16 protein-coding genes and 2 other annotated features are annotated in these 14,934 nt (G+C 43.8%); all 16 genes read left to right on the top strand.

Annotation, left to right across the window (positions count from 1 at the left end; translation table 11 throughout):
• Window positions 1-112 precede the first annotated feature (112 nt).
• Window positions 113-335: a binding site (T-box leader), on the top strand.
• A 59-nt stretch (window positions 336-394) separates the two neighbouring features.
• The 16 genes from valS to rpmA all read left to right on the top strand — a co-directional run bounded on the left by valS (window position 395) and on the right by rpmA (window position 14,821).
• On the top strand, window positions 395-3,037 hold the full coding sequence (gene valS, locus MHI44_RS04620) for a valine--tRNA ligase (RefSeq protein ID WP_017697542.1): 2,643 nt from the start codon (window positions 395-397) through the stop codon (window positions 3,035-3,037).
• 59 nt (window positions 3,038-3,096) lie between these two features.
• On the top strand, window positions 3,097-4,389 hold the full coding sequence (locus MHI44_RS04615; protein WP_003229640.1) for a folylpolyglutamate synthase/dihydrofolate synthase family protein: 1,293 nt from the start codon (window positions 3,097-3,099) through the stop codon (window positions 4,387-4,389).
• Between the two features lie 139 nt (window positions 4,390-4,528).
• Window positions 4,529-5,275, top strand: a complete 747-nt coding sequence (locus MHI44_RS04610; RefSeq protein ID WP_339202980.1) for an A24 family peptidase — start codon at window positions 4,529-4,531, stop codon at window positions 5,273-5,275.
• Between the two features lie 133 nt (window positions 5,276-5,408).
• Window positions 5,409-6,407 (top strand): stage II sporulation protein SpoIIB, encoded by a 999-nt coding sequence (spoIIB, locus tag MHI44_RS04605; protein WP_181217306.1) that lies wholly within the window; start codon window positions 5,409-5,411, stop codon window positions 6,405-6,407.
• Between the two features lie 152 nt (window positions 6,408-6,559).
• Window positions 6,560-7,129, top strand: a complete 570-nt coding sequence (locus MHI44_RS04600) for a Maf family nucleotide pyrophosphatase (protein ID WP_004398496.1) — start codon at window positions 6,560-6,562, stop codon at window positions 7,127-7,129.
• 36 nt (window positions 7,130-7,165) lie between these two features.
• Window positions 7,166-7,861, top strand: coding sequence for a DNA repair protein RadC (gene radC / locus MHI44_RS04595; protein ID WP_339202978.1), 696 nt, complete (start codon window positions 7,166-7,168; stop codon window positions 7,859-7,861).
• 91 nt (window positions 7,862-7,952) lie between these two features.
• Entirely contained in the window at window positions 7,953-8,966 is a 1,014-nt protein-coding gene (mreB, locus tag MHI44_RS04590; protein WP_003229650.1) for a cell shape-determining protein MreB, read from the top strand.
• A 30-nt stretch (window positions 8,967-8,996) separates the two neighbouring features.
• On the top strand, window positions 8,997-9,869 hold the full coding sequence (gene mreC, locus MHI44_RS04585; protein WP_003222609.1) for a rod shape-determining protein MreC: 873 nt from the start codon (window positions 8,997-8,999) through the stop codon (window positions 9,867-9,869).
• Window positions 9,866-10,384 (top strand): rod shape-determining protein MreD, encoded by a 519-nt coding sequence (gene mreD / locus MHI44_RS04580; protein WP_004398811.1) that lies wholly within the window; start codon window positions 9,866-9,868, stop codon window positions 10,382-10,384. Before mreC ends, mreD begins: the two co-directional genes overlap by 4 nt.
• Before the next feature lie 52 nt (window positions 10,385-10,436).
• Window positions 10,437-11,117, top strand: coding sequence for a septum site-determining protein MinC (gene minC / locus MHI44_RS04575; protein ID WP_017696329.1), 681 nt, complete (start codon window positions 10,437-10,439; stop codon window positions 11,115-11,117).
• 1 nt (window position 11,118) lies between these two features.
• Entirely contained in the window at window positions 11,119-11,925 is an 807-nt protein-coding gene (gene minD, locus MHI44_RS04570) for a septum site-determining protein MinD (RefSeq protein ID WP_004398624.1), read from the top strand.
• A gap of 149 nt (window positions 11,926-12,074) precedes the next feature.
• Entirely contained in the window at window positions 12,075-12,869 is a 795-nt protein-coding gene (gene spoIVFA, locus MHI44_RS04565) for a stage IV sporulation protein SpoIVFA (RefSeq protein ID WP_004398684.1), read from the top strand.
• Window positions 12,862-13,728 carry a stage IV sporulation intramembrane metalloprotease SpoIVFB gene (gene spoIVFB, locus MHI44_RS04560; RefSeq protein WP_014480452.1) on the top strand — a complete coding sequence of 289 codons (867 nt, stop codon included), beginning with the start codon at window positions 12,862-12,864 and terminating at the stop codon, window positions 13,726-13,728. The genes spoIVFA and spoIVFB overlap by 8 nt, the downstream gene beginning before the upstream one ends.
• 57 nt (window positions 13,729-13,785) lie before the next feature.
• Window positions 13,786-13,861: a sequence feature (ribosomal protein L21 leader region), on the top strand.
• Between the two features lie 13 nt (window positions 13,862-13,874).
• The gene (gene rplU, locus MHI44_RS04555) at window positions 13,875-14,183 is read left to right on the top strand and encodes a 50S ribosomal protein L21 (protein ID WP_003229668.1); all 309 of its coding nucleotides are present in this window, start codon (window positions 13,875-13,877) and stop codon (window positions 14,181-14,183) included.
• A gap of 2 nt (window positions 14,184-14,185) precedes the next feature.
• On the top strand, window positions 14,186-14,524 hold the full coding sequence (locus MHI44_RS04550) for a ribosomal-processing cysteine protease Prp (RefSeq protein WP_003229669.1): 339 nt from the start codon (window positions 14,186-14,188) through the stop codon (window positions 14,522-14,524).
• A 12-nt stretch (window positions 14,525-14,536) separates the two neighbouring features.
• Window positions 14,537-14,821, top strand: coding sequence for a 50S ribosomal protein L27 (gene rpmA, locus MHI44_RS04545; RefSeq protein ID WP_003222623.1), 285 nt, complete (start codon window positions 14,537-14,539; stop codon window positions 14,819-14,821).
• The last annotated feature ends 113 nt before the right edge of the window (window positions 14,822-14,934 follow it).

Raw genomic sequence — 14,934 nt, 5'->3', positions numbered from 1 at the left:
GTGCCTGCCCATCTGTATAGAAAGCGGTGTTTTTGGAAAAGATGATTGACGAATCAAAAACACTTTTACTATAATAAAGAACATAAATAATGTATACAATGAGCTGATAAATACACCTGCTTAGAACGGGAAGAGTACAAAAAAGGCGCATGCAGAGAGAGAAGCCGTTTGCTGAAAGGCTTCTTATGTTGTCTGATTGGAAGGTCGCCCGGGAGCATAATTTCTTGAAAGAAGAGTAGAGAAATTCGGGAAACACCCGTTATCCGTTATAAGTGCATGAACTGATAGAGTTCATGAAAAAAGGTGGTACCGCGAAAGAGCTTTTCGTCCTTTTACAGGGATGAAGAGCTCTTTTTTCGTTCTCAGCCATTTTTAAACATGCTGGAGGGTTATGATGGAAACGAATGAACAAACAATGCCGACGAAATATGATCCGGCAGCGGTTGAAAAAGACCGATATGATTTTTGGCTAAAAGGCAAATTTTTTGAAGCGGGCAGTGACCAGACAAAAGAGCCATACTCTGTTGTCATTCCGCCGCCAAACGTAACAGGAAGACTTCACCTTGGCCACGCATGGGACACAACGCTGCAAGACATTGTAACAAGAATGAAACGCATGCAGGGCTATGATGTGCTGTGGCTTCCTGGCATGGACCACGCCGGCATCGCGACACAGGCTAAAGTAGAGGCGAAACTTCGTGAAGAAGGCAAATCCCGCTACGATTTAGGCCGTGAAAAATTCCTCGAAGAAACGTGGAAGTGGAAGGAAGAATATGCTGACTTTATTCGCAGCCAGTGGGCGAAATTAGGTCTTGGCCTAGATTATTCCCGTGAACGTTTTACGCTGGATGAAGGCTTGAGCAAAGCGGTAAGGGAAGTATTCGTTAAGCTTTATGAAAAAGGCCTGATCTACAGAGGCGAATATATTATTAACTGGGACCCAGCGACAAAAACAGCCCTATCCGACATTGAGGTGATTTACAAGGATGTTCAAGGCGCATTCTATCATATGAGCTATCCGCTTGCTGACGGTTCAGGCTCAATTGAAATTGCGACGACACGTCCTGAAACAATGCTCGGTGATACAGCTGTTGCCGTTCACCCTGAAGACGAGCGCTATAAACACCTTATCGGAAAAACGGTGATCCTGCCGATTGTAAATCGTGAAATTCCGATTGTCGGTGATGACTATGTTGATATGGAATTTGGTTCAGGTGCCGTGAAAATTACGCCTGCTCATGATCCGAACGACTTCGAGCTTGGCAACCGCCACAATTTAGAACGCATCCTTGTCATGAATGAAGATGGCACGATGAATGAAAATGCGCTCCAATATCAAGGTATGGATCGTTTTGAATGCCGCAAAAAGCTCGTGAAAGATTTACAGGAGGCGGGAGTTCTCTTCAAGATCGAGGATCATATGCACTCTGTCGGCCATAGTGAACGAAGCGGGGCTGTTGTGGAGCCTTATCTTTCTACACAATGGTTTGTGCGCATGCAGCCGCTTGCTGATGCAGCGATTGAGCTGCAAAAGAAAGAAGAAAAGGTCAACTTTGTGCCTGACCGTTTCGAAAAAACGTATTTACACTGGATGGAAAACATCCGCGACTGGTGTATCTCCCGTCAATTGTGGTGGGGCCATCGTATTCCTGCCTGGTATCATAAAGAAACAGGCGAGCTATATGTCGGGCTTGAAGCGCCGGAAGACAGCGAAAATTGGGAACAGGATACAGACGTACTGGATACATGGTTCAGTTCTGCGCTATGGCCTTTCTCCACAATGGGCTGGCCTGATGTAACGGCTGAAGACTTTAAACGCTACTATCCGACAGATGTTCTCGTGACAGGGTACGATATCATTTTCTTCTGGGTATCACGCATGATTTTCCAAGGCATTGAATTTACAGGCGAGCGCCCGTTCAAAGATGTTTTAATCCACGGCTTAATCCGTGACGAGCAAGGCCGGAAAATGAGTAAATCTCTTGGCAACGGTGTCGACCCGATGGATGTGATTGACAAGTACGGAGCCGATTCTCTGCGTTATTTCCTTGCGACTGGAAGCTCTCCTGGCCAGGATCTGCGCTTCAGCTATGAAAAAGTGGAATCGACCTGGAATTTTGCCAATAAAATTTGGAACGCCTCCCGTTTTGCATTAATGAATATGGATGGCATGACGTACGATGAACTTGATCTGTCAGGCGAAAAGTCAGTCGCTGACAAGTGGATTTTAACGCGATTAAATGAAACGATCGAGCACGTGACCCAGCTTGCTGATCGATATGAATTTGGTGAAGTAGGACGCCATTTATATAACTTTATTTGGGATGATTTCTGTGATTGGTATATTGAAATGGCGAAGCTACCGCTTTATGGAGAAGACGAAGCTGCCAAGAAAACTACCCGTTCCATCCTTGCTTACGTACTTGATCAAACGATGCGTCTGCTCCATCCGTTTATGCCATTCTTAACGGAGGAAATTTGGCAGCACCTTCCTCACCAAGGGGAATCGATTACAGTAAGTCAATGGCCTGTAGTAGTGCCGGAGCATACCGATACTGAAGCGGCAGCTGACATGAAGCTTCTTGTTGAGCTGATCCGTTCTGTGCGCAATATCCGCAGTGAAGTCAATACGCCAATGAGCAAGCAGGTTGAACTGTACATTAAAACAAGCACAGACGAAATAGCAGCCCGCCTCGAAGCGAACCGTTCATATGTTGAACGCTTTACGAATCCGAGCGTGCTTAAAATCGGCACCGATATTGAGGCTGTTGATAAGGCGATGACGGCCGTTGTCTCAGGAGCAGAGGTTATTCTTCCGCTTGAAGGCTTAATCAATATTGATGAAGAAATTGCCCGTCTGCAAAAAGAATTTGATAAACTGACAAAAGAAGTTGAGCGTGTCCAAAAGAAACTTGGAAATGAAGGATTTATGAAAAAAGCGCCTGCACACGTAATTGATGAAGAACGTGAAAAAGAAAAAGATTATGTGGCGAAGCGTGACGCTGTTCAAAAACGAATGGCTGAGCTGAAGGGTTAATGAAAAGCCGGGGCGGTTTCTAGAGAAACCGCCTTGTCTTATAAAAGAGGGGATTATCATTGTTTACTGCATATCAAGATGCGCGCAGTTGGATTCACGGGAGGCTGAAATTCGGGGTGAAGCCCGGACTTGGCCGAATGAAACAGCTGATGGCGCGGTTAGGACATCCTGAAAAAAAAATCCGAGCGTTCCACGTCGCAGGAACAAACGGTAAAGGATCAACTGTCGCTTTTATCCGTTCTATGCTGCAGGAAGCCGGATATACGGTTGGAACATTTACATCGCCTTATATTATTACGTTTAATGAACGGATCAGCGTAAACGGGATACCGATTTCAGATGAGGAATGGACAGCACTCGTCAATCAAATGAAACCGCACGTTGAAGCCCTTGATCAAACGGAATACGGACAGCCGACAGAATTTGAAATTATGACGGCCTGTGCATTTTTATATTTTGCAGAATTTCATAAGGTCGATTTTGTTATTTTTGAAACAGGTTTGGGCGGTAGATTCGATTCTACTAATGTGGTTGAACCGCTCTTAACTGTGATTACAAGCATCGGACACGATCATATGAACATTTTGGGAAACACCATTGAAGAAATTGCAGGAGAAAAGGCCGGCATTATTAAAGAAGGTATTCCAATCGTTACAGCAGTTACCCAGCCGGAAGCTTTACAGGTCATCCGCCATGAAGCCGAACGGCATGCTGCGCCGTTCCAGTCATTGCATGATGCATGTGTTATTTTCAATGAAGAGGCTCTGCCTGCAGGAGAACAGTTTTCATTCAAAACGGAAGAGAAATGCTATGAAGATATTCGGACATCTCTGATTGGCACCCATCAAAGACAAAATGCTGCTTTGTCCATTTTGGCTGCGGAGTGGCTCAATAAGGAGAATATCGCCCATATCAGTGACGAAGCGTTAAGGAGCGGGCTTGTGAAGGCTGCTTGGCCGGGACGGTTAGAGCTTGTTCAGGAACATCCTCCGGTATATTTAGACGGTGCGCATAACGAAGAAGGTGTCGAAAAGCTGGCGGAAACGATGAAGCAGCGTTTCGCCAATTCACGCATTTCTGTGGTGTTTAGCGCGTTAAAGGACAAACCGTATCAGAACATGATTAAAAGACTGGAAACCATTGCTCATGCGATTCATTTTGCTTCTTTTGATTTCCCGCGTGCTTCCCTTGCAAAAGATCTCTATGATGCAAGTGAAATCAGCAATAAAAGCTGGAGTGAAGATCCAGACGATGTGATCAAATTCATAGAAAGCAAAAAGGGCTCAAATGAAATTGTGCTGATTACCGGATCTCTTTACTTTATTTCTGACATTCGAAAAAGGTTGAAATAAAAGCATCCGGCTCCGGCAGAATCAAAAAAAAGATTCTGCCGTTTTTTTATGTGTAAAATTGAATATTCCCAATTGGAGCTCAGGATGCTCATTTTGCTACAATCCATACCAGAACTCAGTGAGTAAAGGTGTGTTGTCTATGCTATCCATTCTTTTTATCTTCGGGCTTATCCTTGGTTCTTTTTACTATACGGCCGGGTGCCGTATCCCCTTACATCTATCTATTATTGCGCCCCGTTCATCATGCCCGTTTTGCCGGCGGACATTAACTCCTGCAGAATTAATTCCCATCCTGTCATTCCTATTTCAAAAAGGTAAATGTAAAAGCTGCGGGCATAGGATTTCTTTTATGTATCCCGCAGCAGAGCTTGTGACAGCGTGTTTATTTGCTGCCGCAGGAATACGCTTTGGCACATCGCTGGAACTGTTTCCCGCTGTGGTGTTTATCTCTCTTCTCATTATTGTTGCAGTGACAGATATTCATTTTATGCTGATTCCAAATCGAATATTGATTTTCTTTCTTCCCTTTTTGGCGGCCGCGAGATTGATTTCTCCGCTTGATTCCTGGTATGCAGGCCTGCTAGGTGCGGCAGCCGGATTTCTATTTCTGGCTGTAATTGCCGCAATCACCCATGGGGGAGTAGGGAGAGGAGATATTAAATTATTTGCGGTGATTGGCTTTGTGCTTGGTGTGAAAATGCTGGCAGCTGCCTTTTTCTTTTCAGTTTTGATAGGTGCATTATATGGAGCGGCAGCTGTTCTAACTGGTAGGCTCGCTAAAAGGCAGCCGCTTCCCTTCGCCCCCGCTATAGCCGCAGGGAGCATTTTAGCCTATTTATACGGTGACTCTATCATTTCTTTTTATATCAAAATGGCATTGGGCTGACTGCTGAAAAATTTGACGAACGTTTTTTGGACAAGGCGACAAAAGTCTTGTTCTTTTTTTCTTTGCCTGTGCTAAAGTGTGTAGCATGAAAAGCCGACAAGAATGGTCAAGCAAATGAAGGGAGGAAGCGGAATTGAAAAAAAGAAAGAATAAAAAAAACAGTAAAGCCGCAGAAAAAGCCCTCAAGGTGACGATTAATGGAAAAGAAGAGACGGTTTACGAACAAGAGACGCCTGAGACAGAGGCGGATAAAAGCATGACATTTTCAAATTGGGAGGAAAAAAGACAGGCAGAACAAGAGGTTGCGGCATCCCAGGAACATCCTGATGAAGATGAATTCAATTGGGACTCCGAGGAGGACAAGGTGTTTAAAGAGGACCCTAAAGTTGTTCCTCCTTATCAAAAGAAAAAAACAAAGTCTTATGCAAAAGGAAAGACCGGGACTGCCAAACCAGTAAAAAGAGTGGCTGCGACGATTGCCTTCGCGGCTGTCATTGGCACTGGATTAGGGCTATTCGCGTTAAACATATCGGGGAATAAAGAAGCGTCAGCACCGGCCTCTTTAGAGGATTCTCTAGGCAGCCAAACGGCAAAAGCAGGGGATACTTCAACTGATAAACAAACTTCAGGCACAGAAAAACAAGCGGCGCAAACTGAAGGTACATACAAAACATACGCTGTACAAGCCGGAAAATTTTCAAATGAAAAGGGCGCCGAAACGTTAACAGAACAATTGACCGAAAAGGGTTATTCCGCCGTGTCACTGTCAAAGGATGACGGGTATACGTATGTTATTGCAGGCTTAGCAAGTGAAAAGGATGTCTCACAGCAGTTAGGACAGGTTTTAATCGACAGTGATTTTGAAGCCTGGGGAGGCAAGGAGCTTTCCTTATCAATAGAGTCAGATATGACAGATTCTTTTAAGGAAACAGCGGAGCTTGCAGCAAAGGCGATTCTCGGCGAAGACATTACAAAAGCGAGTGTAGAGAAAATAGAAAAGTCGCTTGGTGAAACAAAAGCGTCAGAAACAGGAGAGAAAAAAGCGATTTTGCAGGCTTTAAAGGAATTAGAGGATCCAAGTGCTGAAGCCGGGTGGAAGGCTCAGCAGGAGCTGTTAGCCGTCGTAAAATAAGAGATAGTGCCCTGAGCCTTCGTCCTTTAGTGACAGGCTTTTTTTATTTTGTCATGAAAAAGTTATTTTTCTGAAATTGTGACAAGCCTCGTGATTTGGTAGGATAAACGAGTATCTTTTTTTCTTAAGCAAACCCTGAAAGGATGACGAACATGACAAAACCGCTAATACTTGCATCACAATCTCCGCGCAGGAAAGAACTCCTCGATCTTCTCCAGCTGCCCTACTCCATTATTGTCAGTGAAGTAGAAGAAAAATTAAATCGAAACTTTTCACCAGAAGAAAACGTCCAATGGTTGGCAAAACAAAAAGCTAAGGCTGTAGCTGATCTCCACCCGCATGCAATCGTTATCGGTGCTGATACAATGGTATGCCTTGACGGCGAATGTCTTGGCAAACCGCAGGATCAAGAAGAAGCTGCTTCTATGCTGCGGAGGCTTTCAGGCCGAAGTCACTCAGTAATAACCGCGGTCAGCATTCAAGCTGAAAATCACAGCGAGACTTTTTATGATAAGACAGAAGTTGCGTTTTGGTCCCTCAGTGAAGAAGAGATTTGGACATATATTGAAACAAAAGAGCCGATGGATAAAGCAGGTGCATACGGCATCCAAGGAAGAGGCGCGCTTTTTGTAAAGAAAATAGACGGAGATTATTATTCAGTCATGGGCCTTCCTATATCAAAAACAATGAGAGCTCTTCGCCATTTTGATATAAGGGCATGACGGTTCTATAAACGGGAAGGGAAAGAAAAGGAGTGCTTGGTCATACACGATTTGCCATTAAAACTCAAAGATTTCCCAATGAAAGAAAAGCCAAGAGAACGGCTCCTGAAAGTCGGAGCCGAGAACTTAGCGAATCATGAACTTTTGGCTATATTATTGCGGACAGGGACTAAACACGAATCTGTTTTGGACCTGTCAAACAGGCTGCTGCGCTCATTTGACGGGCTGCGCCTGCTCAAGGAAGCATCGGTTGAAGAGCTGTCAAGCATCCCGGGAATCGGTATGGTAAAAGCGATTCAAATACTGGCAGCAGTTGAGCTTGGAAGCCGGATTCACAAAATAGCCAACGAAGAACATTTCGTTATTCGCTCCCCGGAAGACGGCGCTAATCTCGTCATGGAGGATATGCGCTTTTTAACCCAGGAGCATTTTGTCTGTTTATACTTAAATACAAAAAATCAAGTCATCCATAAACGCACCGTATTTATCGGAAGCCTGAATTCATCTATTGTCCACCCGCGAGAGGTGTTTAAAGAAGCGTTTAAACGATCTGCCGCTTCCTTTATCTGTGTTCATAATCATCCTTCTGGAGATCCGACGCCGAGCAGGGAGGATATTGAAGTGACAAGACGGCTGTTTGAATGCGGAAACCTGATTGGCATCGAGCTGCTTGACCATTTGGTGATCGGGGATAAAAAATTTGTGAGTTTAAAGGAAAAAGGATATTTGTAACACTTTTTTTTTCGTCGAATTAAGCTATAATAGAGTTTATGAGTTTTTCCCTTTAGGGTATTTTTGCTTTAAGAAAGGAAGATACATACATATGTTTGGAATTGGTGCTAGAGACCTTGGTATAGATCTTGGAACTGCGAATACGCTTGTTTTTGTAAAAGGAAAAGGAATTGTTGTGAGAGAGCCGTCAGTTGTCGCTTTGCAGACGGATACGAAATCGATTGTCGCTGTCGGAAATGATGCGAAAAATATGATTGGACGGACACCGGGCAACGTGGTGGCTCTTCGCCCGATGAAAGACGGCGTTATCGCTGATTATGAAACAACGGCGACGATGATGAAATATTACATCAATCAGGCCATAAAAAATAAAGGCATGTTTGCCAGAAAACCATATGTAATGGTATGTGTCCCATCAGGCATTACAGCTGTTGAAGAACGCGCTGTTATCGATGCGACAAGACAGGCGGGAGCGCGTGACGCGTATCCGATTGAAGAGCCTTTTGCCGCAGCAATCGGAGCCAATCTGCCAGTTTGGGAACCGACTGGAAGCATGGTTGTTGATATCGGGGGCGGTACGACAGAAGTTGCGATTATTTCCCTCGGAGGCATCGTAACGTCTCAGTCAATCCGTGTAGCCGGTGATGAGATGGATGACGCGATTATCAACTACATCAGAAAAACGTACAATCTGATGATCGGTGACCGTACGGCTGAAGCGATTAAAATGGAAATCGGATCTGCAGAAGCTCCTGAAGAATCCGACAACATGGAAATCCGCGGACGCGATTTGCTGACAGGTTTGCCGAAAACAATTGAAATTACAGGAAAAGAGATTTCTAACGCTTTGCGCGACACTGTATCTACAATTGTCGAAGCAGTGAAGAGCACACTCGAAAAAACACCGCCTGAGCTTGCAGCAGATATCATGGACAGAGGTATAGTGTTAACCGGCGGCGGAGCGCTTTTGCGCAATTTGGACAAAGTCATCAGCGAAGAAACAAAAATGCCGGTCCTTATCGCCGAAGATCCGCTTGATTGTGTAGCGATCGGAACAGGGAAAGCACTGGAGCACATCCATCTTTTCAAAGGGAAAACTAGATAATCGGGAGTTCAATAGAAGAGGTGTAACACGATGCCGAATAAGCGGTTAATGCTATTACTTCTGTGTATTATCATATTGGTGGCTATGATTGGATTTTCGCTGAAGGGCGGCCGCAATACCACCTGGCCTGAGAAAGTGATCGGCGATACGACGGGAGTATTTCAAAATATTTTTCATACGCCTGCCGAATTTTTTGCAGGAATATTTGAGAACATCAATGATTTAAAAAACACATACAAAGAAAACGAGCGTCTAAGAGAAAAACTTGACGGACAGACACAATATGAAGCCAAGCTTCAAGAGCTTGAAGAAGAAAACAAATCCTTGCGTGACGAGCTTGGCCATGTCAAATCGATTAAAGATTACAAGCCGATTTTAGCAACGGTCATCGCCAGAAGCCCTGATAATTGGGCGAAACAGGTCACCATTAACAAGGGGACTCAGCAAAACGTAGCGAAAGATATGGCCGTTACAAACGAAAAAGGCGCATTAATCGGCAAGATCAAAAGCTCCGGACTTAACAATTTTACGTCTACTGTTCAGCTTTTAAGCGATACTGACCGCAATAACAGAGTCGCGACAAAAATTTCCGGAAAAAAAGGCAGCAAAGGCTACGGCTTGATCGAAGGATATGACAAAGAGAAAAAACGTCTTAAGATGACAATTATTGAGCGTAAGGATAAACAAGACGTGAAAAAAGGCGATCTTATTGAAACATCAGGGACAGGCGGTGTTTTCCCAGAAGGGCTGACAATCGGTGAAGTGACTGATATCGAGTCAGATTCCTATGGACTAACGAAGGTTGCTTATGTAAAACCTGCGGCTGACCTTACAGATTTAAATAATGTGATCGTTGTAAACCGTGACGTGCCGACTGTCGATACAGAGGAGGAAGGATCGTGAAACGTTTCCTTCTCCCTTTCGTTATGATGCTTGTTTTTTCTGCGGAAAGCATTTTTACAGATTTGGTGCATTTTCCTTTCGTTACAGATGACCAAGTGCTCGCCCCGCGTTTTTTGATGCTTGTATTGATATTCATGTCGGCTTTTATCAACCAAAAACACGCGATGATTTACGGATTTATTTTTGGTTTTCTATATGACATGAACTATACAAGTCTATTAGGCGTTTACATGTTTGGTTTTGCAGGGCTATGCTATTTGGCTTCAAAAGCGTTTAAAGTGTTGCATACAAACGCATTTGTAGTGATATTGATAGCAGTTCTGGCTGTCTGTCTGCTCGAATTTTACGTATTCGGCATTCAGTCTTTGATTCATAAAGACATTATGACGTTTAACGGATTTGTGCTTGACCGGTTTATACCGACAATTTTATTAAATATTGCAGCAGCTCTTATTCTTGTTCTGCCATTTAGATTGTTTTTTATGAGTCTAAAGAAAGAATTGAGAGATGAGTAAAAAGGATTTTATCTTTTTTTGACGAAATGAGTATGTTGTTGAGGTGAATATTGTGAAGACCAAAAAGCAGCAATATGTAACAATAAAAGGAACAAAGAATGGACTAACATTGCATCTGGATGATGCGTGTTCTTTTGATGAGCTTCTCGATGGTCTTCAGAATATGCTGTCAATTGAACAATATACCGATGGAAAAGGCCAGAAAATCAGTGTTCATGTTAAGCTGGGAAATCGCCTTTTATATAAGGAGCAAGAGGAACAGCTAACCGAATTGATTGCGTCAAAGAAAGATTTGTTTGTTCATTCTATTGACAGTGAAGTCATTACTAAAAAAGAAGCACAGCAGATAAGAGAGGAAGCCGAAATTATTTCTGTTTCAAAAATTGTCCGTTCAGGCCAAGTGCTGCAGGTAAAAGGTGACTTGCTCCTGATCGGTGACGTGAATCCCGGCGGAACAGTCAAGGCCGGAGGGAACATTTTTGTTCTGGGCTCACTGAAGGGAATCGCGCATGCTGGATTTAATGGAAATAATCAAGCGGTCATCGCCGCCTCTGAAATGCTTCCGACACAATTAAGAATCAATCATGTGTTAAATCGCTCCCCAGACCACATTCAAAAAGGGAACGAAATGGAATGTGCTTATTTAGATACAGACGGAAATATGGTCATTGAACGCCTTCAACATTTGGCTCATTTAAGACCTGATCTAACAAGGCTTGAGGGAGGAATGTGAATTGGGTGAGGCTATCGTAATAACTTCGGGAAAAGGCGGAGTAGGTAAGACAACAACATCTGCGAACCTCGGTACCGCCTTAGCCATTTTAGGGAAGCGCGTATGCTTAGTAGATACTGATATAGGACTGCGCAACCTTGATGTTGTAATGGGTCTTGAAAATAGAATTATTTACGATCTGGTAGACGTTGTAGAGGGCAGATGCAAAATGCATCAGGCGCTCGTAAAAGACAAACGTTTCGATGATCTGCTCTATTTAATGCCCGCTGCTCAAACGAGCGATAAGACAGCTGTTGCTCCTGAACAAATTAAAAACATGGTCCAAGAGCTCAAACAGGAATTTGACTATGTCATCATAGACTGTCCTGCCGGAATCGAGCAAGGGTACAAAAATGCCGTTTCCGGAGCTGATAAAGCGATTGTGGTCACTACGCCTGAAATCTCAGCTGTTCGTGATGCTGACCGTATTATAGGACTGCTGGAGCAAGAGGAAAATATTGAACCGCCGCGGCTCGTTGTTAACAGAATCAGAAATCACCTGATGAAAAACGGTGACACGATGGATATCGACGAAATCGTACAGCATCTGTCGATCGATTTGCTCGGAATCGTGGCTGATGATGATGAAGTCATTAAAGCTTCCAATCATGGCGAACCGATTGCGATGGACCCTAAAAACCGCGCTTCCATTGCATATCGCAATATTGCCCGCCGCATCTTAGGTGAATCTGTTCCTTTACAGGTGCTTGAAGAGCAAAACAAAGGAATGATGGCTAAGATTAAGTCATTTTTCGGAGTAAGATCTTAATGTGATAGAATCAAAGAGAAGAATCTGACAAAGCATATGCTGTGTCAGGTTTTTTTTGTTTTTGCCTGCTTTGTTCTTGACTAAACCGAATATTTGCCATGGACAAGACATATGATGTACAAACCCAACGAATGCAAAGGATGATGGCAATGAGTCACAGAGCAGATGAAATCAGAAAACGATTAGAGAAAAGAAGAAAGCAGCTTTCCGGCTCAAAACGTTTCTCTACTCAGACAGTTTCTGAAAAGCAGAAACCCCCGTCCTGGGTGATGGTAACGGATCAGGAAAAACATGGAACACTTCCGGTTTATGAAGATAACATGCCAACATTCAACGGAAAACACCCATTGGTGAAAACAGATTCAATTATCCTGAAATGTCTTCTGTCGGCCTGCCTTGTTCTCGTTTCAGCTATAGCCTATAAAACAAACATTGGACCCGTCAGTCAGATTAAACCCGCTGTAGCCAAAACCTTTGAAACTGAATTTCAATTTGCCTCAGCAAGCCATTGGTTCGAAACCAAATTCGGAAATCCGCTTGCTTTCCTGGCTCCTGAACACAAAAATAAGGAACAGCAGATTGAAGTAGGCAAAGATCTGATCGCGCCTGCATCCGGGAAAGTACAGCAGGATTTTCAGGACAATGGGGAAGGAATTAAAGTCGAAACAAGCAGCGATAAGATTGATAGTGTAAAAGAAGGCTATGTGGTTGAAGTCAGCAAAGACAGCCAGACGGGACTGACGGTTAAGGTGCAGCATGCTGACAACACCTATAGTATCTATGGCGAGCTCAAAGATGTGGATGTTGCTTTATATGATTTTGTGGATAAAGGCAAAAAGCTCGGTTCGATTAAGCTTGATGATCATAATAAAGGGGTCTATTATTTTGCCATGAAAGACGGCGATAAATTTATTGATCCGATTCAGGTGATTTCATTTGAATAAATGGCTCGACCTTATCTTAAAGATCCATGTGCATCCTTTTCTTTGGATTATCGCGGCGCTGGGCTTGCTCACAGGCCATATGAAAGCATTATTTTGTCTGCTCCTGATTGTATTGATTCATGAGCTGGGGCATGCTGCTCTGGCTGTGTTTTTTTCTTGGAGAATCAAGCGTGTTTTTTTGCTGCCGTTTGGGGGAACGGTCGAAGTGGAAGAGCACGGGAATCGGCCGTTAAAGGAAGAGTTTGCGGTCATTATTGCCGGCCCTCTTCAGCACATCTGGCTTCAGTTTGCCGCCTGGATGCTTGCAGAAGTCTCAGTGATTCATCAGCATACCTTTGAACTCTTCACCTTTTATAATCTTTCTATCTTATTTGTCAATCTACTGCCGATCTGGCCGCTGGATGGAGGAAAACTGTTATTTTTGTTGTTTTCCAAACAGCTGCCTTTTCAAAAGGCTCACCGGCTTAATCTAAAAACGTCGCTCTGCTTCTGCCTGCTGCTCGGGTGCTGGGTTTTATTCGTGATTCCTCTGCAAATCAGCGCATGGGTTTTGTTTGTCTTTCTGGCTGTTTCCTTGTTTGAGGAATATCGGCAAAGGCACTATATCCATGTGAGATTTCTCCTCGAAAGGTATTACGGAAAAAACAGGGAGCTTGAGAAACTTCTGCCGCTGACAGTAAAGGCGGAGGATAAAGTCTATCATGTGATGGCCGAGTTCAAACGTGGCTGTAAGCATCCGATTATTATAGAAAAATCAGGCCAAAAGCTCAGCCAGCTTGACGAGAATGAAGTGCTGCACGCTTACTTTGCCGATAAGCGGACGAATTCTTCCATGGAGGAACTGCTTCTGCCCTACTAAAACTGATTGACAAACGCCTTGTATTTTGGTATATTTTTTAATGTTATGGATGTAGCACCATTGCTACAACCGCTCAGTACAGGTGTTAAGAGCTTTTACAGCCCCCTGGTATCTGGCGAGTCTTAGTCTAATAGGAGGTGCAGAGAATGTACGCAATCATTAAAACAGGCGGTAAACAAATCAAAGTTGAAGAAGGCCAAACTGTTTACATCGAAAAACTTGCTGCTGAAGCAGGTGAAACAGTTACTTTTGAAGACGTTTTGTTTGTTGGCGGAGACAACGTGAAAGTCGGCAACCCTACAGTTGAAGGCGCAACAGTAACGGCTAAAGTTGAAAAACAAGGCCGCGCGAAAAAAATCACTGTTTTCAGATACAAACCAAAGAAAAACGTTCATAAAAAACAAGGTCATCGTCAGCCTTACACTAAAGTGACGATCGAAAAAATCAACGCGTAAGCATGATTCAGGCAACAATCAGAAGGTCTCATGATAAAGGCATATTGTCTTTTGAAATGACGGGCCATGCGAATTTTGCTGAACATGGACAAGATCTTGTTTGTGCCGGAGTGACAGCCGTTGTGTTTGGGGCCGTTAACGCGGTCATTGTGCTCGCGGGCTTCGAGCCGCTTCTTGATATAGGGGAGGACGGGGGTTATTTTTATTTTGAATTCCCTGAATCTCTTGATCCAGAGGCACGCCAAAAAGCTCAGCTGCTGATTGAAGGCATGATTGTTTCGCTGGAGACAATCGAACGGGATTACAAAGACAACTTGCGTGTGACCACAAACATAATATAGGAGGTGAGCTACATGCTTAGATTAGATCTTCAGTTTTTCGCTTCTAAAAAAGGAGTAGGTTCTACAAAGAACGGACGTGACTCTGAGGCTAAACGTTTAGGTGCTAAACGTGCTGACGGTCAATTCGTAACAGGCGGTTCTATCCTTTACCGTCAACGCGGAACAAAAATTTACCCAGGTGAAAACGTGGGCCGCGGCGGAGATGACACTCTATTTGCGAAAATCGACGGAACTGTTAAATTCGAACGTTTCGGCCGTGACCGCAAAAAAGTGAGCGTATATCCTGTAGCTCAATAATGATTCAAAAAACTCCGGTCGATGATGACTGGAGTTTTTTTTGCAATATGCGGAGTAAACACCTAGAATGAAATGCAGAGTATGTGCGAGCAGACCCCGCCAAGAATGAGAAT

The sequence above is a fragment of the Bacillus sp. FSL K6-1366 genome, assembly GCF_037976695.1.
In the GTDB taxonomy this organism is placed as follows: domain Bacteria; phylum Bacillota; class Bacilli; order Bacillales; family Bacillaceae; genus Bacillus; species Bacillus subtilis.
Note: the sequence above shows the minus strand (reverse complement) of the source record. Positions and strands in the feature narration are given on the sequence as shown.